We start from the raw sequence: 20,684 nt of genomic DNA, 5'->3' as shown, positions 1-20,684 counted from the left end.
GCCATAGGCAACCGATAGAGCCACTTGGTGCTTGATGTTGTGGGCCGCAGCCAGAAGGCGTGAGACTTCTTCGCAGCTCAGGACCACAGGCAAGGTGCGAGGTAGCTTCACGGGCTGCATCTTGGCCATCAGCTCGATGCGTCCCAGCGTGATGTCGAAGAAGAACTTCAGTCCGGTGAGCGTGGCGTTGAGCGTCATGGGGGACGAGCCCGTGTCCACCAGATGGAGCTGGAAATTGCGCAGATCTTCCTCTGTGGCCGCTTGGGGCGAGCGCTTGAGGTAATCGGCCAGCTTGCGCACGGCACGGATGTAGGCTTCTTGAGTGCGAGGCTCCAGCTTGCGCATCCGCATGTCCTCAAGCATGCGTTGGCGCAGTGGAGAGATGGAGGGGGTCGAAGGGGAAGGGATCATGATCGTGCTCCTGTCGAAGAACGAGGCCGATTGCCTCGCTCGCCAACATAGACAGGGGCGCGATGTTTACTCTGTGTCAGGGCCTTCGCGGCGGGCTACCGCGCGAGCGGTTTAGTCCTTAGGCTGGTTGCAGCCATCCAAGGCTGACAGGTCAACGACTGTTTATATCGATAACAGACATTTCGAGGTGCTTTGCCTGAAGTGCCGTTCTACGTCACAAACCCGTCACTCGCTGCATGATCAAGGATCGCTTTTGCAGGCTCGAAGCTGGCGCTATCGACCCAAGGCAGTCATTTAGTTGGCAATAAAGGTTGCTTATCCGAAATAAAAAAAGCGCCCTATAAGACGCTTCTTTTCTTTGAGGATTATTAAATTTTCTGTGAGATCTGCTGGGCCACGTTGCGGCCTACGTCGTCTGTTTCGACGGCAAACAAGAACAGGCAGCGGCCACCACTGGCCTTCTCCCATTGCTCGCCCACCTGCCGCTTCTCGCGTGAATCGTCGTTGGTCTTGTAGGGCTCGCCCTTGTACTCAATGACCAGCACTCGGCCATCAGTCAGCTCGGCCACGAAGTCAGGATAAAAGTAATCCGTGGCCGTGGGCAACCAGAACGAGAACTTGGGCTGCTGCTCGATGTTGCGAACCCAGTGCTTGACCTTCGGATTTGCATCCAGCACCTGGGCACAACGGAACTCCTCGGTGGTCTTGCCTACAGGCGTCTTCTCCCGCAGGTCGTGAATTTGAGGGTAGAAGTGTTTCTCGAACTCGTAGCTACCCTGATAGCACTGGCGTGCAGGGTAGCGGCCTGGCTCGAACCGAAAGCCGTAGTGGTCCAGGTCCGCCTCGGTGGGCACGGTCATCTCGAACAGGCGGGCCTGAAAGCCCTGACCGATGGCAAGCTGCCGCAGACGTTCGATCTCCTTGTCCAGTGCCTGGGTCAGTTGGTATTTGGCCCGCACCAGAGCGGTCAAGCTGATGCTTCGGTCGTGTATCAGGTGGGCAACCATCTTGACCAAATAGGCCTGCAAATCGAGCTGGGAGAGATAGGGCCGTCGCAGCTCCATGTCCAGCCAACGGACCAAGCCCTGCTCGGTGGTCTGACTGCCAACGTCGTTGAGACCCAGTTGCTCGGCGGCCAGCATGCGGTACTTCACCCGCTCGCCGTTCACGTCGATCTCGAACGAGTTCACCGTCTCTTGGATCGCGAAACCCTGCAACTGCACCGGCTTGTCCAGCAAGCTCCACCCGCCAAGATCGGCCAGCGTTTCACGCTCCACCACTTCAAGGTGGCCGTCCAGATTCAGGCAAAGCTGCGGAATGGACGCGAAGCTCACGCCCAGTTGTGCAGGGGCTCGAATGGCCTGCCGAACGGCCCTGTGGGCGTCAAACTGCTGCTTGACCGACTCGCGGGCCTTGGCAGGCACCGTGTTGGCGATGAAGGCCTCGACCTGGCTCAGTTCCTCGGCGGGTAGATCGCCCTTGATAACCAAGGTGGCACCCTGCGAGGTCTCCTTGATCTGCACAGCCTGCTTGACCTCGGGAGTCCAGTTCTGCGTATCTGGCACCTGAGACAGCTCGATCACGCAATCTGGCATCGGCACAGACTTCGGGGCCGTGCCGCTGCCACCCAAAAGATTCAGCGGCACCTGAGGCACGACGAGGCTGGCCGTGTCCAGCCTCTCGAAGCCCATGTTCTGCACCATCTTGTCCTTCAAGGTGGATGCAGCCTGGGCGAAGTTCTCGGCCACGATGTGGGTATAGGCCTTGTTCAGAGCCTCCTGCTTGCGGGCCTTGGCATAAGGCATCCGCAGCACACGGCCCAGCAACTGCTCTACGTCCTTGGCCGAGTTGACCGACTGCAGCGAGGCCAGTACGTAAGCAAAGGAACAGTCCCAGCCCTCCTTCAAGGCCTCCACGGTGATGACGTAGTTCACCTTGCAGCTTCGGTCGAACAGGTCGATGCCGTCCAGCTCCTTCTGTGAGCCCGTGGCGATCTTGATTTCTTCCTCGGGCACGTTCTCCTGCTCCATCAGGTGCTGCTTGACCACATCGACGGTGGCCTCGCCACCCTTGGGCATGGCCTGGATCAGCACGATGGGGCGGATGTAGTCCTGTTCCTTCTGGGCCTCGGTGAACAAGTTCTTGCGGGTCAGGATGGCATCACGCAAGCAAGCCTGCCAGCCATCGGGGTGCTCGGCCAGCACGATGGGCAGCTTGATCATGTCCTCGGATTTCAACTCTTGAGCTGATACATGGTGCAGCACGTTGTTGCCCGCCACGGGAGTGGCCGTCAGCTCAATGATGCAGCTCGGGTTGAAGCGGCCCAACGTCTCGAAGAACCGCTGCGTGCGGTTGTTGTGGGCCTCGTCCACGATGACCACGGGGGCACGAAGGTGCAGCCAATTCGCGAGTGAATACTTGACCCTGCCCACGTCGGCAGCCGTCAGATAGGGCTGGTTCGCCAAGTCCTCGGGCTTGACCTTCTCCAAGCCCTCAGTGGCATTGGGTGGCAGTCCGTCGAAATGCGGTGCCAGTTCCTCGAAAAACGAGTAGACGTTTCGCTTCGCCGTGTCTGAGACGTTGAAGGCCTGGATGGTCGCCACCACGACGATGCAGCTCTTGCCCACGTCGTGTGGGCTGATCGTCTGCAAGCTATCGAGGTCGCAGACCCGCACCCGATCACCGAAATGCTGGGTCAGAGCCTTGCGATACGGATGGAGTGCATTGGCCAGAGCTTCCAGGGTCTGCGTGCGGATCACATCCGAAGGGGTCAGCCACAAGGCAACTGGGGAGTCGGAGTCCAGCACCGCCTTGCCTGCCAAAGCCACGCTATGGGCTGCTAGCAGGGTCTTGCCGCCCCCAGTGGGCACCCGCAGGCAGACGGATGGCACATCGCCAAACAAGGCATGGTACGGATCGGTGCGGCCCTGGCCTGCAATCGTGGCCGCAAACGCTTCGGGGACGGTCTTGGTGCGGGTCGCCAGCAGGAAATTGTTCAGGGCCGTCAGGACCCCTTGTTGGTAGTTTTTGAGTTCGAGCATGGCGGTCAACGCATCTTCACGTCATAGGGGATTTGCTTGAAAGTGATCTGCTCGGCTGCGAGCTTGGAACTGCCCAGCCTGCACGTCTCTCCGTAGACCACTTTCGGGCCGTCATGCGGGAAGATTTCCGTGATGGCCTGCAACACCGCATGGGTCAGCACATTGCCGCCTGCGGGCCTGCGGTCGCCCAAGATGCCGTTGTAGAGCAGGTAATAGGCCGTGCCGTTGTGGATGCCCAGCAGTGGCTTGTCGAACACCTGACTGCCTGGCTCGCCTGTCTCGAAGTGCCATGCGAAAGCTGCCAACGTGGCGAAGCGAACAGAAGGGTTGATTCGGCCTTCAGAGTCGAAGGCCGCTTCGCCGAGGGAGCAGAAGCGGAAGCCACCGCCACCATCCCAACCCACGGTCTTGCTTATGCCCGTCTGGTCGCCATCAATAACGGCCTTGAGACGAGGCAGACACTTTGTCTCAGCATGCTCTCCCCGCTCAACTCCAATCCATCTCAAACCAAGCTTGTGGGCGACGGCAGCGGTAGTTCCAGAGCCCAAGAATGCGTCCAGGACCAAATCGCCCTTTTCGCATCCACTCAGCTCTATGACACGTTTGATAAGAGCCTCAGGCTTCTTGCTCTTTGGAAATTCGATCCCGCCTTCCGTGTGAAGGTTGTTCGATAAGAGGTCATCCCACAACGTCGTTAGCGGCTCACCAGCAACGAGTTGTCCATCGATCTCCTTCAATTTCTCGCGATAGAAAATCCACCGCTGCCCACCTTGGAAGTACATGTCGGTGTAGCCAGTTCGAGCCAAGTGGAACACCTCCCTCGGCTGCGCCAATGACTTGTCAATGATCCTTTGGGCTTCTTCACTCACAGCATCGTAGTCTGGGCGGACAGGCTGGATGACCTGAGCTGCGTGTGCGATAACAAACTCGTTCAATGCATCTTCATAGGCCTTCGGGCCCATTTCCTTCTTGGCCTCGCTTGCTTTCTTTCCAGTGTGCTGCGAGAACGCGGAAGTCAGAGTCGTCAATCGCCAGTTCTTGTGATGCTCCTGTGGGTTGACCAGGAAATGACCATATCGCTTGTCCCGCTCTCGCCCCGTGAACAGTCTGCGAGGACGCCACCGGGCCTTGTTCTTCGCATAAACCAGGATGAAATTCGTAGTGCTGACCATCCCGGGGTTGATCGACTTGTGGCCCGTTGCTGCACCTTGCTTGAAGGTGATGATTCCCACGCGATTCTTCCGCCCCATGATCTCATCAGCAACTGCGATCAGATACCCCAGTTCGTTATCGTCAATGTGCAAGAACAGTGTGCCGTCTGACGCCAGAAGGGTTCGCTGCAATGTCAATATCGGGTAGACCATGGACAACCACTGAGAGTGCTCCAACTTGTCGTCATAGTCGGGGAAGGCCTGTTCAGTGTTGAATGGGGGGTCTGCGTAGATGCACTTCACCTGCCCCTCGTAAAACGGCACCAGTGCCTTTAACGCCAGCAGGTTGTCGCCCTGTATCAGCAGGTTGTCGGTAGGCATCCCATAAGGAGCCTCCTGCTTCAACAGGTGGTAGGGAACCTCCAATAAGGCTCTCTTGGCTTGGTTTTTGTTCACCCAATCTAGAAATGGCACTTGCGAATCTTCTTGCGTTGTTAGTTTTAAAGCTCAAGCTTGCTTGCTGCTTTAGAGATTTTTTTGTGTTTGCAACGTCATCCCAAATTTAGGGAATTACGTGCAATTGGAGTTCAATATTAATGACAATTTGCCTGCGTCAAGGTGGCGTGTATGGGTACTTCTTGATCCCCTTAGCATGCACCACTCAAACCGGAAGCCACCTTACACGGTTTGCCGGGGCGCTACCTCTGATGCGGGCCTCGTTTTCAGAGGAGCCGCAAAAAAACAGGGTTAGCAGATGAGTACCTGCTAACCCTTCTATCGACTGGCGGAGAGGGCGGGATTCGTCCAATCCGAAGAGATTTTTCAATAAAATCAACGACTTACAAAGATGCGCAGCTTCGTCGCCGTATGACTTCTCGTATGACCTGGAAGTCGATTTGGGTAGTTTACCGCGCCCAGTGAATGTCAGAGGTAAATCCAACTGCAACAGAAAAAAGGCCTCCCCGGAAGGCCTATGCGTTGACCTAAAGTCTTGATGGAGTTGGCTGTAAATCACAGCAGGGCCCCGAATTACTTGCACAGTTATCTATCACTTATACAAAGCCATTCGACCTCAATAGTGATAAAATTCTGTGTAAATGAATGCGAGCTGCACCCTCCAACTGTTCGCCAACGGCGCTTGGTGCGACGTGGGCAGCGTAAGCCTGCTGGGCCCTGAAGCACAAGGCTGGCGAAGCAAGACGTATACCGGCTACTCGGTGGAGTGGGCCATCGAGCACGGCGGAGCGCGAGACGCTCATGCCTTTGCCTGTCGTTTCCCAGTGGGGCTCCAAGCGTTCGAGCATCCGCACTGGCCCGTTTTCCTTATCGATATGTTGCCGCAGGGCTTTGGACGAGAAGAGCTTCTGCGCAGACTGGGGCTATCTGTAACGGCAGGGGAGAGCGTGGACTGGCGGCTGCTGCTCGCGGGTGCGGGCAACTCGGTAGGAAACCTGCGCGTGAAGGAGGCCGCGAGCTGGCTAGCCGCGAATGCGGGTCCGCTACGGGGCTTCACGGACGATGAGGTGGCCGAACGGGGAGACGACTTCGCTGAGTACCTGGCCTCACACGGCCTGTTCGTGGCAGGCTCTTCTGGCGTACAGGGCGAGTGGCCCAAGATTTTGCTCACGAGAGCAGAGGATGGGCTGCTGTACCTGGACCACACGCTTCCTGATGCGCGGGCGCGGGAGCACTACATCGTCAAGTTCGGGCGGGGCAGCAACGAGGCTCTTGCGTCCATCCTGCGGCATGAAGCTCCTTATATGGCTTTGGCACGAATGCTGGGGCTTCGCGTGCATGCAGACCTCGTACTGCTCAAGCGAGCGCTTTTCATCCCCCGGTTCGACCGCCAAGTGACGGGCGGGGGTGTTCTTCGCCTGGGACAAGAGAGCATTGCGACGTTGACGGGCAACCCTGGCTTCGATGCGGTGCCCAGCCACGACGAAGTGTGCCGGCAGCTGCTGCGGCAATGCACCCACCCCCTTGCAGAAGTGCTTGAGTACATCAAGCGGGATGTGGCCAACCTGGCTCTGGGGAATAAAGACAACCACGCACGAAACACCGCAGTCCAGCGCGACTTCAGTGGCGGTATCCGCCTGACACCCCTCTACGACTTTGCGCCGATGTACCTCCACCCTGACGGAATCGCCCGCCGCATCCGATGGGAGGGCAACGACAGCAGCGCTCCGGACTGGAACAGGGTCATCGACACGGTGTGTGAGATGGCGCAGACCCTGAGAGATGAGAAGCGGATGTCTTCTGCGCAGAAAAAAGCGTTGCGCGAGGTGTGCCGTCCGGCCTTGGTTGACGGCTTGCGCTCGATGGCTGAGCCTCTGAGAAAGATTGCAGCCCACGGTACTGACTTCGGCTTGGAACCGGCGGTGCACGCTCACCTCAAGCTCGGAATCGAGGCGCAAGCCCAGCGATTGACCGCGCTGAACTGAACTGGACGCCGACATGGACAAGCGATACGCAACCTTGCCCCTGCCTCAGCAGCTGGAATTGCGCAAGAAGGCCATCAACGACGTGCTGGCGAATCCGCAATGGAGCCTGGCGCAGGCCGTGCGCCATCTGAAGAAGACGATGCATCTCACTACTGCAGAACTGGCCAAGTTGGCGGGAATATCGTTTCGCACGCTGCAAGACATTGAGCGCGAGAAAAGCGAGGGAACGGTCCAGACAATGAACCGGGTCTTCGGCGTTCTGGGGCTCAAGCTCGGGGTAGTCCGCGTGTCGCACGACGACGAGTTTCGTGCCGTGTCGGCCTCCGAGTCCGCGCAGGAAGCCTGAGGTCGGGGCACAGGCCGTCGAACCGCCAAGCTTGTCAGGTATCGGAGAAATTTCCGGTAGGAAAAAGCCCTCTGAACCGGAAAGGCTCAGAGGGCGAATCAGGTGCCGAGTTGGCAGACGTCAGCACTTTAAGTCAACGCCTTGAGCATGGCTGTGGGGGCTGAAATCATCGTTGTTGGTTGTTGCCTTGCGTCATGGGGGAGGTCGTAGCACCTTTGTTACCCCGTTACCGCCGTTACCCTTCTTCGGCGACAGAAAGAGCCTGCGGCTTTGCTATCTTGGCCGCCTCGAAAGCAATGATGAGCAGCGTACCCGTGGGTTTGCCCTCGCGTGACAGGTAGAAATCTGCTTTCAGCTTGCCGGTCACTTTGACAAAGTCGCCTTTGGTGAGCTCCGGCATGGTCTCTTTCATCACGCGGCAGGTGTACCAGGTGGGCTGGGAGTCCTGTCCGCGCTGCGATTCCGCAATGCGAAATTCGAAGTAAGCCTTATTAGTCGATTTTGAGATTTTTTTCAGTGGTTGAGTAGCCAAATTACCGTAGACCATCATAGCTTGTGTCCTTATTCTGTGAGCGCAGCGAACAATTTCGATGCATCTCACAGACGTGTAGCGACTGGCTGGCGTTTTTCAGTGCAGGGTGGCCCCATTGGCCCCAAGTTTTTTTGCCAACAATTGGCTGAGGTTGGGCAGCATGGCGTCGAACACGATGGAGACACTGACGTCTGTGATGGCTAGCCCCTCCATCAGGTTGGGAAACTGCTCAGGTTCGGCCGCTGTCTCCATCCACTGAGGTAGCCCTCGCAACAGCGCCTGCAAGCGCTGAGGGTCGGGCATATACATGTCCAGGTGCTTTCGCAGCTCCAGGGCGTACGGAGCATCCGCGGTGAGAGACAAGACCACGGCTTGCGTGTCGCCCTTGCACGCCAATGAGATGGAAGTCTGTCCTTGGCTGAAGGCTTCCAGCAGTTTGGGCACCCTGGGGTCCCACGTCGGCACCAAGAAGCGGTGCTGAGCGTTCCCCAACTGATGGGTTATGACCAGGAACTTGATGTCGTCTCCGCGCTGGGAAACCCCCAGCGAGTAGCGAAGCGCTGCCTCACCCTGCCGTGCAATACCGTCAAACATTTCTTGGCTGCAATCGCCGCAAAGAAGCCAGTGACCTCTGACGCGTTGGCGGGTCTGGTGGTTATGGTCTTCGGTGGCCTCTTCAACTTCTTTGGGCGACATCAGCCGCCCCACGGTGTATTGGGCGCGGTGGCCGGTTTTTTGGATGTCCAGAATGTTGCTGTGTATCGTGTGCATGAATGTCCTTGATGCGGTTGATTCCGCATGACGTATAGGCACCGGGCGACTGCGCCGCACATGGCAGTGTGTTTTTTCAGTTGAGCCCGCGGTGCGGCTGCAATAAAGGCGACTGCGGTCGCGGCCATGGCGCCATGGCTGCTGGTCTGCGGTAGGGCAGGTAGTTGTCATCGAACCACCCGCGCATGGACCAATCACCACGACCGTCGAGCCTGACCCGGGGTAGCCAATTGGGGAGCTCCTGCACGATGACGTAGCCAGCGAGCCGGTCCTGCAGCTGGCTGCGACCATCGCGCAGCTTGACCTCCACGCTCTGATGCACCTCGTAGCAACCGGTCTCGAACAGCTTGAGCTGACGCCGGCCTTCCATCAGTCCCACCGCCGCGCTGTCCTTGACCAAGCCGTCCAGCGTGGCCATGACCCGCTGGTGGATGCGGCTGGTGCGGCTGAACACCACCACCCGTCGCAACGGCTGTCCAAGGGTGGTCTTGGCTCCCATCGACAGTACCAAGGCCCTCAATGAAGCCGCACGGTCCGAGCCGCGTGCGCTGCGGTCCACCTCGAACCAGGTGACCCCATCGGGCTCCATGGCCAGGGCGTCCGGTCGCAAGGTGAGGTGCTGACGTTTGCCGGCCGAGCGCGTGGTGACATGTAGCACGCCTTGTATTGGGGGCTGGTCGTGCTTGAGGTCCCGGTTCAGGGTCAGCAGCAGTTCTTGCTCTGTCATTGCCTGCAACCCCCGAGCTTCGGCACACAACGTCAGGAACTGCGACCAAAGCCGGTGCTCGGGGTTCGTCATGTCGGTCACCCGGCGCACGGAGGCGGCGGCCTCGAACCCGCGGTCTTCAAGCCACTGCGCTCCTTGCTGTGTGAGTCCGTAGACCGTCATGAACCGGTCGGTCCGGTACCTTGCGAGCAAATGGGCTTTCACCATGCCCCGCACCGCTCTTTGCGCTGCACTGAGCGCGGCTTTGAACGGCCGCTCGGCGAAGCAGTGGACCGCAATGTCTATCGTTCTGATGACCCGAAACCGGTCCACCAGCAGCAGCGAGCGGTTCCAAATCCGGTCCTGCAGGGCCAGAGTGCCTACCTGGGCCGTGAGCCCTCGGGGCACCGGACAGCCCGAGGTCTGTCCTGCCGACAAATCGTGTTCCATCCCAGGGGCAAGCGGCTCTGCGTCCGAGGGGCAATGCGTTTCTGTCCCAGGGCTAATGTGGGCGCGGTCCTGGGGTGCGCCGGGTCTGTCGTCGATTGTGTTGGTCATGGTGGGGGCTCCCTTCGGTGGTCCGTCCGGCACCCTGGGCCACCGTTGGTGACCCACTGGGTTGTGCCGGCACTACTCACGTGTAGGTACATCCCAAGCGACTGCACTACCCAAGGGCAACACCCAGCACACCTCGCGCACCAGGCAACTGTTGGGTGTGTTCGATGACCCACTGCACGGTCTCCACAGGGCATGGGGCAACTCTTCTTCCCCCTGTGAAGACCTCACCCGCGCGGGGGCGGGTGTCAGCGGCGTTTCCGTCGCGACGTCCCTCAAGGCGGCTGTACTCACTGCCCGGCTGCGCCGGTGCGAACCGCCGCCGTCCCGTAACGCTTTTTCTAGGCCACTGTGTTGGCTGGGACGGCTTGCGCAACTGTGGCTCCTGCACGCCGTACTCGCGCGGCTTGCCCCAGCCACGACATAGAAGGTGTTCGTCGGTCGTGGTTGGGGACCCGGGCCGCAGGCAGGGCGCTGCGCGCCTTTCGCCGACCGATGCTGGCATGCGCTGGGACGGCGGCGGTTCGCACCGCCTCGCCGGTCCCGTCGCGAGCAACTGTGTCCGCAAATACGCACCAACGTGCCGAGTGGATCCTCAAATACGCGGCAACTCACGAGACCATGGGCGCTGGCTGGACGCCAGCCCGTCCTCCTGCTGGTGAGATTCAGGATGGACGTCTGGTTTCTTCCGGGCCAGGCGTTGGGGAAACTGTGCGCTCGAGGGGGAGGGCGCCATCGATTTGGGTTCCCTCCAGGTAAGCGTGCTGGCATCTCAGGGCGAAAGTCGCGCGTCCCCTTGGGCGGGGCGTTGGCGTCCCTGTGGGAAATGCACGCTGGTGACAGGGTGCCTATACGTGTGTCCAACAACCTTTCTATGGAGCACACATGAACTTCAAACGGCGCGGTAGCCGCATCTCTCTCTATCGCAGCATCTGGGTCCCGAAAGGGCCTGGTGTGACGCACGGCCATACATGTCAATACTATGTTGGCAGTATCTGCGTCGACGCGACTGCCCTGCCATCCGAGTTGGCTGTCAAGCTCTCTCCTGACGAATGTGCGGCGCTGGAGCGAAAGGTCTTGGGGCCAGCTCGTGAGGCAAAGACGGCAGAGCTGCGCCGCGCACAAGCTCGGGAGGTCGACCCGAATTGGCGCCTGGATGAAGCGCTGCGGTTAGTCGGCGAAGCCGCTCTTCGAAGTCAGGCGGATGGAGTCATGGTGTCGCGAGTGCAGGCACTCAAGGCCGCCGTTGACAAAGTCAATACCGTCGGCGACCTTCCTGAAGCACCTTCCGAGCAGGCCCCCTCTGACCCGTTGGGAGAGGCTCTCAATGCGATTGCTGCGGCGAGTCAGGCGGTTCGCCAGGGGCGTTACGGGCGCGCACCTGACACTGGGTTCCGAAAGACACGGGTGTTCAAGCAGTGGACCGCAATCCTGGCAGCCATTGACGGCGCCGAGAGCAGTCTGCTGCGCGCGTTACAGGAAGCCGGCTACGCAACCAGGCGAAAGCGCTGAGGCCTTCGGCAGCGGGTGAAACAGGGGTTGCTATACGTAGTGCACGGATTGCGTGCGATCTAGGAAAGACTCCCATGACCCAGGAAAATTCTTTGTGCTCTAGCAACCCCTCCAACCTGACCAATGGCGACGCTGCCAGCGCGCTGAGTGCACGCGAGACTCGGGACGAACGTGTACGGCGCCTTTACTCTGCGCCCGGCGGAGCGTTAATGGGCTGGCTGTTCGATGAGGCGCGTGTTCGAGGGCATCAGCAGCATGAGCTGGCGAGGCAACTGGGCGTGACGGTAGGTTACCTTCACCAACTGCGCAACGGTCTTCGCCTGCCGTGCAACATCAGCCACGAGTTTGCCAAAGCCTGCGCCGCTTACCTGCTCGTTCCGCCGGTTGTGGTGAAGCTTGTGTCAGGGCAGATTGCCATGTCGGATTTTGCGTGGCCTGATGTGTCTGAAGCGGAACTTGTTGAGCGCGCATTTCAGCGGCTCTGCAACGACCCGGTCGTCATGGCTGCTCTCCCGGAGCGGCTGCAGACGCTTAACTTTGAGGCGCGGCGAGCACTGGTGATGCTGTATTCCGAATTGAGCTGCCAAGACTACTTTGCCCTGCGCGAGATTCCCGAAACGGTCAGGTGGCTCCAGCGCGCAGCGACGCTTCACGATGAGGCAGAGTGCGAGACATTGGTAGGCCATCGCGATGTGGCCCACTGAGCTCGCGCTGGTCGGTTAAGTGTTTGATTTCAAGGAGGCGTGCCATTGGTGCGCCTCCTTTTTTCTTGGCGACTGTCTTCGGATCTACCCTCGGCACGGACTCGCGCAGCGGTTGACGTCGTCTCGCGAGAATGGTTTTGCGGAGGGTTTCCTGCTCGGAAGCATGAATTTGAGATGCGCCTTTGGGAGGGCGTCACAGTGCGCCTCTGCAAATGCGACTAAGGCTGCACCCAGCGCAAGGCGCCGGTCTCCTTGAGGAGTTGTGGTCAGGAATAAAACGCGGGGCTAAACGTACCGTCAGGGCGCCGCACGGGGCACTTGGCGGCGCAAGGGAGCATTCAAGTTAGATCTCCAGCGTCAATCAGCCGTGCTGGAGAGCACTTTGCAACCTCTACTGACCATTGTCGACGTCGCTCGACTGCTAGGGCGTAGTCCCGCAACACTTAAACGGGACCTGCGTCGAAATCCCCACGCGGTTCCTCCTCGCATTCACCTGCCTGGCACGCGCCTCTTGCGATGGCGTGAAGAAGATGTCGTGGCCTGGCTGAAGTCTCATGCTGAGCACCGAGGTGAATCTCAGCGGGGTGGCCATGAGTAAAACCTTTGAGCCCCATGCCTATGCCACAGCCTTGGCCAAGGCCGGTACCTATGCCTGCGAGGCCGGCGTGTTGCACGAATGGAGAACCTCGCATTGGGAAGCACTTGATGACCGAGACGCGCGCGTCAGTGCGTATCGTTGGCTTGTTAAGAATGCGCCGGGGCACGCCAGTGATGCCAATGCGGCTCAGGCTGTGAGGGCGGCGGCGCTGTTCCTTCCATCAGTGCCGGCGCTGACTGAGCTCACCGTGATACCGGTTCGCAACGGCTACGTACACGTCGAGGGAGCCTGCGTCCAGCTCAAGCCCGCCGAGCAGGCGCTGGGCGTTCGCCATGTTCTGAACTGCACGTATGACCCAAGCGCCAGGGCTGTGGAGTTCATTCAGTTCGTTGAGCGCGCGCTACCGGACCCCGATGTTCGCGCCCGTGTGCAGGAGTATGTCGGCTACACCTTCTTGCCCGATGCGCGCTTTCAGCGAGCGCAGCTGTGGTTGGGCGAGGGGGCGAATGGTAAAGGCCTGCTGTCCTCCATCGTGCGTGCGCTGCACCATCGCTGGGCAAGCGTCGCACTGGATGAGCTTGATGGTTTCGAGCGCAGCGCCGTACTGGGCGCGAGCCTCATCTTCGCTGATGAAGTCCCTCGCGGCAGGATTCATGAGCAAACCCTCAAGAGGATGGTTTCGGGCGACCCTATCGCCATCAACCGCAAGTACCAGGCTGTGGTCAGCGTCGAGGTCACTGGCAAATGGATTGCGTGCGGTAACCACCTCCCGGCGGTGACGGACCACTCCACCGGCTTCTGGCGCCGATGGGACATCATCCCCTTCGGTGCGACGGTGCCGGAGAGTGAGCGAGACCCCGAGCTGGGCAAGCGCATCATTGCCCATGAGTTGGCAGGGGTGCTGAACTGGGCACTGGATGGGCTGCAGAGGCTGCTGGCGCGTGGGCGTTTTGACCCGTTGGTGCCGGCAGTGATGCGGCGAGCCATGCTCGACGCCAAAGTGGAAACCAACTCCATGCTTGCTTGGGCTGAAGAGTGCGATGTCAATGTAGGGGGTCCCTGCAAGACCTTGAAGTCTGAAGTCTTTCTCCACTACCGGGCGTGGTGTTCGGAGAATGCCTTGCAGACGCTGGGCTCGATTCAGTTCTGGAAGCGCTTGAGGGACCATTTCAAGGACCTCAGGGAGGAGCGGCCTCGCGTGGATGACGTTCAGCCTCGCAGGGTGAATGTGGTGATTCCCAAGGGGCGTCTGCCCAGGCCTTGAACTGCCGCAGGCCATGCATGGGACGGGGCCTAGCGCCCCGTCTTTTTACCTAGGGGCTGAGGTTGGGCCGAGGGGCTCATCTGGTCAAACCGGCGAGCCAATTGAGTCAAGTGATCCAAAAGGTATCGGGAAAGTGGCTGTTAGAAAACCCAGGAGCGCCAAAGGGCGCCGGCATCTTGGCTCACTTGGATCAACGCCTCGATGAGGCTCCACCTCAGCGCTTTGTGGATGTATCGAGAGCACCTGTTCGGTCTCCTTTTCAGGTGCGACCCTCTGAGGTGGCTTGCCGACTGACGACCGAGGCCGGCACCACTGGTACTAGGGAGTGTCAGCAGCTTGCGAGGGACGATTAGTCGGTCTTTAAGTCCACGTGGGCTGTAGTTCATCCCGCTGATGCCGGAGCTGGTGTGCCGGGCTCGGCCAGGAGCTGTCTATTCAAAGGCGCAAAAGCTGACTTTTGATCTTCGAACCAACCGCTCTCCGGCGCTTGCCGTAGCAGTGCCGGACCAATGCTGGGGCGTCACCGCGTTGGGCGAACTGGCCCTCGCCTTTGATTGACAGTTCGTACGAGTTGCCTAATGCGGCGCGGATGCTCATAGTAGAGTTCTTCAAGAACCGATTCAAAGATGTCCAACGCTTCATAGATCGCATGTTGGGACCTATCCGCTTCGCGAACCACAGGGTTCCCAGCCATTTAATGGCAAGCATGGAGTTCTTAACTGGAGCGTGCCGGGTAGGAAGAGCGTTGATCTTTTCGTGCATGGATAGTCTACTGCCTCCCCCTTGTTTTTGACCTCTGCAGTCTTTGGTACGCGAAGGGCATCTAACAAGAATTCTGCGGCCACTCGTATTCGATTCGCAGTCGCTGGGTACTCACCCATGATGAAATGAACGCAGCATATCCAGTTGTTCGTGCACGGCGTCAGGACAGCGTGGAGGGCTGGAGATTAGTACTGGAAAGGGACTGAAGTAAGTTGGGAAAAGGCGGGCCTCGTACTCTTCGCGCTCCAGGCGCTCATCCGGGACGGTTTCAATTTCTCCCCTTCCGGCAATGGACGCCACGTCCTTGCACGACGGTTGTCACACTTCATAAGTGCACTGAACTTGTACTCAACATTCGCGGGTCCAAATCATTCTGCGTCCGCATCGCGCGCAGAGTACCCGGACATCGCGAACTTCAGAGTATCTGCATCGAGTTGTAGCATTCCAGCCAAACATGTTGGGCAAACCCATGGGAGGGGCGGCGGCCTCGGCTATGGGCCAACTGCGGTGGGTCAATCTTTCCAAGATGATCGTCGGATGCCAGTTTGGAACGGTCAGTCGCACGACCGAGTGAAACGCACACTGGTTCCGCCATGCACGCCGGCCCCTCTATCGAGGGGGCTGGCGCGACTTGGCACGGTTAGTGGTCGTCGGTTACGACAGTCACGGTCTTGTGACTGTGCTTAGCGATCACCTATGCCTCTAGCTCCGTCTGTCTGGCCAACTACATCTGTAAAGGCGCCACATTGCCTAGAAATCCCCTTCCGCCCCCGGTATGAGGTCGACAGACCTTATTTCCACGGATCGGGTCGGGCCCAGGGATAAAAGCGTTGTCTAACCTTGTGTACCAACTACACGAAAGGCGACACAGATGGAAAACTGGATTCGGCCGCAACTCCCCTACTATGAGGTTGCGCTCACCTTTGCACCACCACGAGATGGAAAACCCCGGGACTGTTCAGGGCCAGGCCAAGGCGAGCCGCCACTTGAAAGCGACCGGCATTGGATGGCGGCACCTAGCCCGACCACTGCAGTTTTAAGGGCCATTGATGAGAGCCTAAGCCGAAAACCAATTGCACATAACCTTCTCGAATTCGAAGTCCGGCTTGCAAACTATCGTTCAGAAAAGAGAGATGACCTGGTGGCAGGCGTAAGCGTCACGGCTGCCGTCGACCCAAAGGCGGTTGAAGAGCTTCTCGCTATTCATCGAACCTGCAATGGGCATTCCGTCAAATACTACTCGGTGTTCATGGTGTTTCCAGACATCTCATATGAACACGTTGTTTGGACGACATTGAAGACCACGTCGGCGACAGAAGCCGTCTGGCTGGCTCGTGAAGATGCATTGAATTCGAAAATTCAATGTCATCCTAAGTGTTCCTTCTACGTCTTTGAAGGCCAGCCTGAGTTTTTGCGGTTTGCGAAGGAAGTTACAAATCAGCTACTGCCTGGCACACTGCCCATTGAGCCGCGTCTTAAGTCTGTGCCTAACAAAAGAAATCTAGTGCCGGGCTGCAAAAAAAGTTTGCATCGTGTTTGATACGACTATCTTCGACCCATACGGAGAAACTGGCGTCCCAAATTTTGCTTGGGTACCGCATGCCATTCTTTATGGTGACGTGAAGTGGGTAAGCCATGAAGCGAATATGGAGCTTCTGCACTACCTGAGGAACCGGTACTGTGATTGGAACTACGGCCCATATGCTGACTATTGATGACGTAACTGGACCCGCCTCTATGCGTTGAGCAGTGGTTTATCGGCTACCTAGCAGGCCGTTGTATTGCTCTAGGCCGCTAATGGAGATCGGGGCCACATGTGTGGCTTCGATCCCCAGCTTTCCCGTCCTGCCTTAGACCTCGAAGCCGGTGGCTTAGGAGTCGGTTAACGAGAAGAGGAACCTGGCCAAGGAGTGCGCTGGGCATCGGCTGTTCAGCCCACGTAGGTCAACAGTGGTCGCGAGGCGATTCATGCAACGGCCAAAGCTCTGACTTCGACTGACCGTGGGGTGCCACGGCCACTCCGGCATTGAGTTAACTCGCCCATGCGCTTGGCCGCATCTATGAACTGTCATGCCGCGCTGTCTGAGCTAGCCCGGCCGTCCATTCACCGTTCTTTGGCAAAAATTGCTTCTTGACAGGTGAATTCACACAATACAAGCACTTAGGAGGCCCTCTATCCGCCGGGCAAGAGGCCTGGGCTGTTGCCGGTTCCGTTGACACCGACCTAAGCTTTTTGAGCTTGCTCGAACTGTACGGGGCTGAGATAGCCGAGCGTCGAATGCCGGCGCGTCGGGTTGTAGAAGCACTCGATGTAATCGAACACGTCTGAACGGGCCTGGCCTCTTGTCCGGTACACCTTCCTGGCCGTGCGCTCGGTCTTGAGGGGGCTGAAGAAGCTCTCCATGGCCGAGTTGTCCCAGACTTCGCCGGCCCGGCTCATGCTGCAAGTGATGCCCTGTTCATCCAGCAGCTTCTGGAAGTGCTCGCTGGTGTACTGGCTGCCCTGGTCCGAGTGATGCAGCAAGGCCACCGGCTTGCCCCGGCGCCACACGGCCATCATCAGCGCATCCACCACGAGCTGCGAGGTCATGCTCTCCTGCATCGACCACCCCACGATGCGCCGCGAGTACAGGTCCAGCACCGCCGCCACGTACAGCCAGCCCTCGGCTGTCCAGATGTAGGTGAAGTCGGCTACCCACTTCTGGTTCGGACCGTCGGCCCGGAACTGGCGGTCCAGCACGTTGTCGGCCACCGCGCTGCGCGCGCCCCGGTCCTTAGGCAGTCCACGCCGTCGGGGTCTGGCTCGCAGCGCCTGCTCACGCATGAGTCGCTCGATGCGGTGCAGACCACAAGTCTGGCCTTGCTCCAGCACGTCGTGCCACACACGGCGGGCGCCGTAGGTGGGCCTTGTATGGGCTCGCTGGGATCGCGTATGTCATCGCGACCACCTGGGTGAGGCTCGAGTGAGTGGAGGCGCGCGATTCGGCGGGGGCGTCAGATCGCCGGATCTGACGCCAGAATGTGTGGCAGCGAACAGCCGCTGTGGGAGCTTTCTTGGGGTAAGCTCATCGCTTTAGCAGGCGAGGGGTCGCGCGTGCGCTTCGGTCAAAGTAAGTGCGTGTTGGTCATGCTGCACCCGGTGTTCGGCGGATGCGCAAGCCTTAGGTTTACGCGCATGTGGCAGGAGAGATCTTCATGGCTGCGCTTCTGACGCTGATAGCCGACTGACCCGTAGGTTCGACCGTGCCTCGATGAGAGAGACCAATTTAGATGCAGGAAATCAAGACAACGGCCGCGCGTGGACGCAATCTATCGGCTGAGGCACCAGAAAAAAGCGCTGATGTGGGCAAAGACCGCGCGCAACTCAAAGCGGTGGGTTCGCCAGGCGGCGGCGTAAAGCAGAGGGCCGGCCGGCCTGCAGTGGATCGTGATACCCGCAACCTGATTCTGGATGTGGCTGAGCAGTTGTTCGCAGAGAAGGGCTATGTACTGACGGCGACGCGTGAGATCGCTCAGCTGGCAGACATCCGTCAATCGATGATCTCGTACTACTTTAAGACTAAGCGCGCGCTGTTCGAGGAGGTGTTCAAGCGCCGCGCGATGTATTTGTCGGAACTGCGCAGCCGATATCTCGATGAGCTTCTGGAGAAAACGGGCGGCAAGCCTACGGTGCCAGAGATCATCCGCGCTTATCTTTCACCGCAGTTCGACCTCAAGCGCAGCGGTGCGGGCGGTTTGGCGTTCGTGCGGATACAGTCGCGGTTACACAACGAGCCGGAGGAGCTGGCCTTCAAGCTTCGACGCGACGTTTACGACCAATGCACCAAGCGCTACATTGGTGTGCTCGAGGGCCTGCTGCCGCAGGTGGATGCAGCCGATATCAGCTGGCGGATGGTGTTTCTTGTTGGCACCTACATCTATATGCTGGCGGATGTGGACCGGCTCGAGGATCTGTCCGATGGGCGATTCAGGACGGGCGATCCCGACGAACTCATAGCGCGCATGACCAACTTTCTGGCAACCGGCTTCCAGGCGGCATCTACGCCCAGGGCGTGGTAGGCACCTGCGTTTGGACTCAAGCGGAGGGCGTCTTTACAGAAGCGCCTGTCCTAGTGCAAACCCTGATGCTCTTGCCGATCTTTCAATTTTTGAATAATATTGGCCGGTCGACCGATTAAATAGATTTTCGTCTATGCAGTGTAGGGTCTACATCACCGGAGAGTTCTATGACGAAGACGTATCGCATTGGCCAGATTGTGCCGAGTTCCAACACGACCATGGAGGCCGAAGTCCCCGCCATGCTCCAGGCGCACTCAAGTGTTCGCCCCGGCACTCGGTTCACGTTTCACTCCAGCCGCATGCGGATGAAGAAGGTACAGAAGGACGAACTGGCGGCGATGGATGCCGAAAGTGATCGCTGTGCGCTCGAGCTCAGCGACGCTCGCGTGGATGTGCTGGGCTATGCCTGCCTGGTGGCGATCATGGCCATGGGCGAGGGATACCACCGTGTTTCGCAGAAGCGGTTGACTGATCGCACGGCGGGCAATGGCGGCACTGCGCCAGTGATTACAAGTGCTGGCGCGCTTATTGATGCGCTCAAGGTCATGGGGGCTAGAAAGATTGCCCTCGTGGCACCGTACATGATTCCTTTGACGCAACTGGTCATGGACTACATCACGGCCGAAGGTTTCGAGATCGTCGACTGGCGTGCGCTGGAGATTCCCGACAACCTCGACGTGGGTCGCCACGATCCGGCAAAACTGCCGGCCATCGTGGCCGGCATGGACTACAAGGATGCTGACGTGATCGTACTTTCTGCTTGTGTGCAGATGCCATCACTGCCGGCCGTAGCCCAGGTAGAGGCCGAAACCGGCAAGCCAGTCCTCACGGCATCTATCGCGACCACCTACGCGCTACTTAAGGAGCTGGGCTTGGATCCGGTCGTCCCTGGTGCCGGCGCGCTGCTTTCGGGTGCCTATCCCTACAACAAGGCGCTGGCGTGACCCACTCTGCCAGCACCTATCAGTACGGCGGCCACATCCACGGCAACGGCATTCGCCAGCACTACCTGCGCTATGGCGGGCAAGAAGGAGAGCGCGCCGCACGAAGCGCCATCCTCTTGATTCCGGGGATCACCAGCCCTGCTATCACCTGGGGTTTTGTCGCTGAGCGTCTGGGACGCCAGTTCGACACCTATGTGCTGGACGTGCGCGGACGCGGTCTTTCCTCCTCGGGGCCGGTCTTGGATTACGGCCTGGATTCGCAGGCTGCTGACGTGCTCGCTTTCGCCGAAGCCCTAGGTCTGCAGCGCTTTGCGCTGCTCGGGCACTCGATGGGCGGACGCATTGCAGTGCGCGCTGCGCGCAGAAAACCTTGCGGATTGACGCACTTGGTGCTCGTCGATCCACCGGTCTCTGGCCCCGGTCGTCGCGCCTATCCGGCCGCCCTGTCGTGGTACGTGGACTCGATCCGCCAGGCCTCGCGCGGTATGACGGCCGAGGACATGCGCGCCTTTTGTCCCACTTGGACAACGGAGCAGCGCCAGTTGCGCGCCGAATGGTTACACACCTGCTACGAGCCGGCCATCGTCCAGAGCTTCGAGGACTTCGGGCGCGATGACATCCATGCGGACCTGCGGCATATCGCTCAGCCAATGCTGCTACTGACGGCCGAGCGCGGCGATGTCGTGCGCGATGAGGACGTAGCCGAATGGCAGGGTCTTGCCCCACTGACCCAGCATGTGCGCGTGCCCGGCGCTGGGCACATGATTCCGTGGGACAACGAGCAGGGCTTCTATGCCGCTCTGGGCGATTTCCTTGGCAGCCGTGTTGATTGAGAGTTACCACGCATGCTTGTGCACCTCCTTATCTCTTTAAATGTGACGGCCTTG

Annotated in this window: 15 protein-coding genes and 1 pseudogene; 9 read left to right on the top strand and 7 right to left on the bottom strand. The window is 59.2% G+C overall.

The genetic code is table 11. The annotated features are described in order from the left end of the window. The 3 genes from KYG_RS21660 to KYG_RS21650 all read right to left on the bottom strand — a co-directional run. On the bottom strand, positions 1 to 411 hold a 411-nt coding region (locus tag KYG_RS21660; protein ID WP_192810343.1), incomplete at its 3' end, for a site-specific integrase. A 368-nt stretch (positions 412 to 779) separates the two neighbouring features. Then, positions 780 to 3,452, bottom strand: coding sequence for a DEAD/DEAH box helicase (locus tag KYG_RS21655; RefSeq protein WP_034695827.1), 2,673 nt, complete (start codon positions 3,450 to 3,452; stop codon positions 780 to 782). Positions 3,453 to 3,457: 5 nt separating this feature from the next. Then, positions 3,458 to 5,077: a site-specific DNA-methyltransferase gene (locus tag KYG_RS21650; protein WP_008907077.1), complete on the bottom strand. Its 1,620-nt coding sequence runs from the start codon at positions 5,075 to 5,077 to the stop codon at positions 3,458 to 3,460. 623 nt (positions 5,078 to 5,700) lie between these two features. Between KYG_RS21650 and KYG_RS21645 the strand changes: the two genes are divergently transcribed. Both KYG_RS21645 and KYG_RS21640 read left to right on the top strand, forming a co-directional pair. After that, on the top strand, positions 5,701 to 7,044 hold the full coding sequence (locus tag KYG_RS21645; protein ID WP_008907076.1) for a type II toxin-antitoxin system HipA family toxin: 1,344 nt from the start codon (positions 5,701 to 5,703) through the stop codon (positions 7,042 to 7,044). Between the two features lie 13 nt (positions 7,045 to 7,057). Further along, on the top strand, positions 7,058 to 7,390 hold the full coding sequence (locus KYG_RS21640; protein ID WP_008907075.1) for a transcriptional regulator: 333 nt from the start codon (positions 7,058 to 7,060) through the stop codon (positions 7,388 to 7,390). Positions 7,391 to 7,625: 235 nt separating this feature from the next. On the opposite strand, the gene KYG_RS21635 is transcribed toward KYG_RS21640, so the two are convergent. The 3 genes from KYG_RS21635 to KYG_RS21625 form a co-directional block, all read right to left on the bottom strand. Then, complete coding sequence (locus tag KYG_RS21635) at positions 7,626 to 7,940, bottom strand: single-stranded DNA-binding protein (protein ID WP_008907074.1); 315 nt, start codon at positions 7,938 to 7,940, stop codon at positions 7,626 to 7,628. Positions 7,941 to 8,018: 78 nt separating this feature from the next. Continuing rightward, entirely contained in the window at positions 8,019 to 8,693 is a 675-nt protein-coding gene (locus KYG_RS21630) for a hypothetical protein (protein WP_008907073.1), read from the bottom strand. Positions 8,694 to 8,769: 76 nt separating this feature from the next. Continuing rightward, positions 8,770 to 9,957 (bottom strand): hypothetical protein, encoded by a 1,188-nt coding sequence (locus KYG_RS21625; protein ID WP_008907072.1) that lies wholly within the window; start codon positions 9,955 to 9,957, stop codon positions 8,770 to 8,772. Positions 9,958 to 10,839: 882 nt separating this feature from the next. Between KYG_RS21625 and KYG_RS21620 the strand changes: the two genes are divergently transcribed. The 4 genes from KYG_RS21620 (at position 10,840) to KYG_RS24600 (ending at position 16,334) form a co-directional block, all read left to right on the top strand. Next, positions 10,840 to 11,466, top strand: a complete 627-nt coding sequence (locus tag KYG_RS21620) for a hypothetical protein (RefSeq protein WP_008907071.1) — start codon at positions 10,840 to 10,842, stop codon at positions 11,464 to 11,466. Between the two features lie 74 nt (positions 11,467 to 11,540). Further along, positions 11,541 to 12,170, top strand: coding sequence for a hypothetical protein (locus KYG_RS21615; RefSeq protein ID WP_008907070.1), 630 nt, complete (start codon positions 11,541 to 11,543; stop codon positions 12,168 to 12,170). Between the two features lie 554 nt (positions 12,171 to 12,724). Beyond that, positions 12,725 to 14,032: a phage/plasmid primase, P4 family gene (locus KYG_RS21610; protein WP_008907068.1), complete on the top strand. Its 1,308-nt coding sequence runs from the start codon at positions 12,725 to 12,727 to the stop codon at positions 14,030 to 14,032. A 1,633-nt stretch (positions 14,033 to 15,665) separates the two neighbouring features. Next, complete coding sequence (locus tag KYG_RS24600) at positions 15,666 to 16,334, top strand: hypothetical protein (protein WP_139019443.1); 669 nt, start codon at positions 15,666 to 15,668, stop codon at positions 16,332 to 16,334. A gap of 684 nt (positions 16,335 to 17,018) precedes the next feature. On the opposite strand, the pseudogene KYG_RS21600 reads toward KYG_RS24600, so the two are convergent. After that, positions 17,019 to 17,696 (bottom strand): annotated as a pseudogene (locus KYG_RS21600) (IS3 family transposase); the annotation flags it as partial. A 368-nt stretch (positions 17,697 to 18,064) separates the two neighbouring features. Here KYG_RS21600 and KYG_RS21595 point away from each other — a divergent pair. The 3 genes from KYG_RS21595 (at position 18,065) to KYG_RS21585 (ending at position 20,630) form a co-directional block, all read left to right on the top strand. Further along, positions 18,065 to 18,853: a TetR/AcrR family transcriptional regulator gene (locus tag KYG_RS21595; RefSeq protein ID WP_008907066.1), complete on the top strand. Its 789-nt coding sequence runs from the start codon at positions 18,065 to 18,067 to the stop codon at positions 18,851 to 18,853. Between the two features lie 167 nt (positions 18,854 to 19,020). Beyond that, complete coding sequence (locus KYG_RS21590) at positions 19,021 to 19,797, top strand: Asp/Glu racemase (protein WP_008907065.1); 777 nt, start codon at positions 19,021 to 19,023, stop codon at positions 19,795 to 19,797. Continuing rightward, entirely contained in the window at positions 19,794 to 20,630 is an 837-nt protein-coding gene (locus KYG_RS21585) for an alpha/beta fold hydrolase (RefSeq protein ID WP_008907064.1), read from the top strand. The genes KYG_RS21590 and KYG_RS21585 overlap by 4 nt, the downstream gene beginning before the upstream one ends. Positions 20,631 to 20,684: the final 54 nt, after the last annotated feature.

The organism is Acidovorax sp. NO-1, assembly GCF_000238595.1.
Classification (GTDB): Bacteria; Pseudomonadota; Gammaproteobacteria; order Burkholderiales; family Burkholderiaceae_C; genus Acidovorax.
This window is presented reverse-complemented; position numbering and strand designations above follow the sequence as displayed.

Coding starts and splice junctions, on each gene's coding strand:
- KYG_RS21655 (WP_034695827.1), bottom strand. CDS start 3,452: ATGCTCGAACTCAAAAACTACCAACAAGGGGTCCTGACGGCCCTGAAC.
- KYG_RS21645 (WP_008907076.1), top strand. CDS start 5,701: ATGAATGCGAGCTGCACCCTCCAACTGTTCGCCAACGGCGCTTGGTGC.
- KYG_RS21640 (WP_008907075.1), top strand. CDS start 7,058: ATGGACAAGCGATACGCAACCTTGCCCCTGCCTCAGCAGCTGGAATTG.
- KYG_RS21635 (WP_008907074.1), bottom strand. CDS start 7,940: ATGATGGTCTACGGTAATTTGGCTACTCAACCACTGAAAAAAATCTCA.
- KYG_RS21630 (WP_008907073.1), bottom strand. CDS start 8,693: ATGCACACGATACACAGCAACATTCTGGACATCCAAAAAACCGGCCAC.
- KYG_RS21625 (WP_008907072.1), bottom strand. CDS start 9,957: ATGACCAACACAATCGACGACAGACCCGGCGCACCCCAGGACCGCGCC.
- KYG_RS21620 (WP_008907071.1), top strand. CDS start 10,840: ATGAACTTCAAACGGCGCGGTAGCCGCATCTCTCTCTATCGCAGCATC.
- KYG_RS21615 (WP_008907070.1), top strand. CDS start 11,541: ATGACCCAGGAAAATTCTTTGTGCTCTAGCAACCCCTCCAACCTGACC.
- KYG_RS21610 (WP_008907068.1), top strand. CDS start 12,725: ATGCTGAGCACCGAGGTGAATCTCAGCGGGGTGGCCATGAGTAAAACC.
- KYG_RS24600 (WP_139019443.1), top strand. CDS start 15,666: ATGGAAAACTGGATTCGGCCGCAACTCCCCTACTATGAGGTTGCGCTC.
- KYG_RS21595 (WP_008907066.1), top strand. CDS start 18,065: ATGCAGGAAATCAAGACAACGGCCGCGCGTGGACGCAATCTATCGGCT.
- KYG_RS21590 (WP_008907065.1), top strand. CDS start 19,021: ATGACGAAGACGTATCGCATTGGCCAGATTGTGCCGAGTTCCAACACG.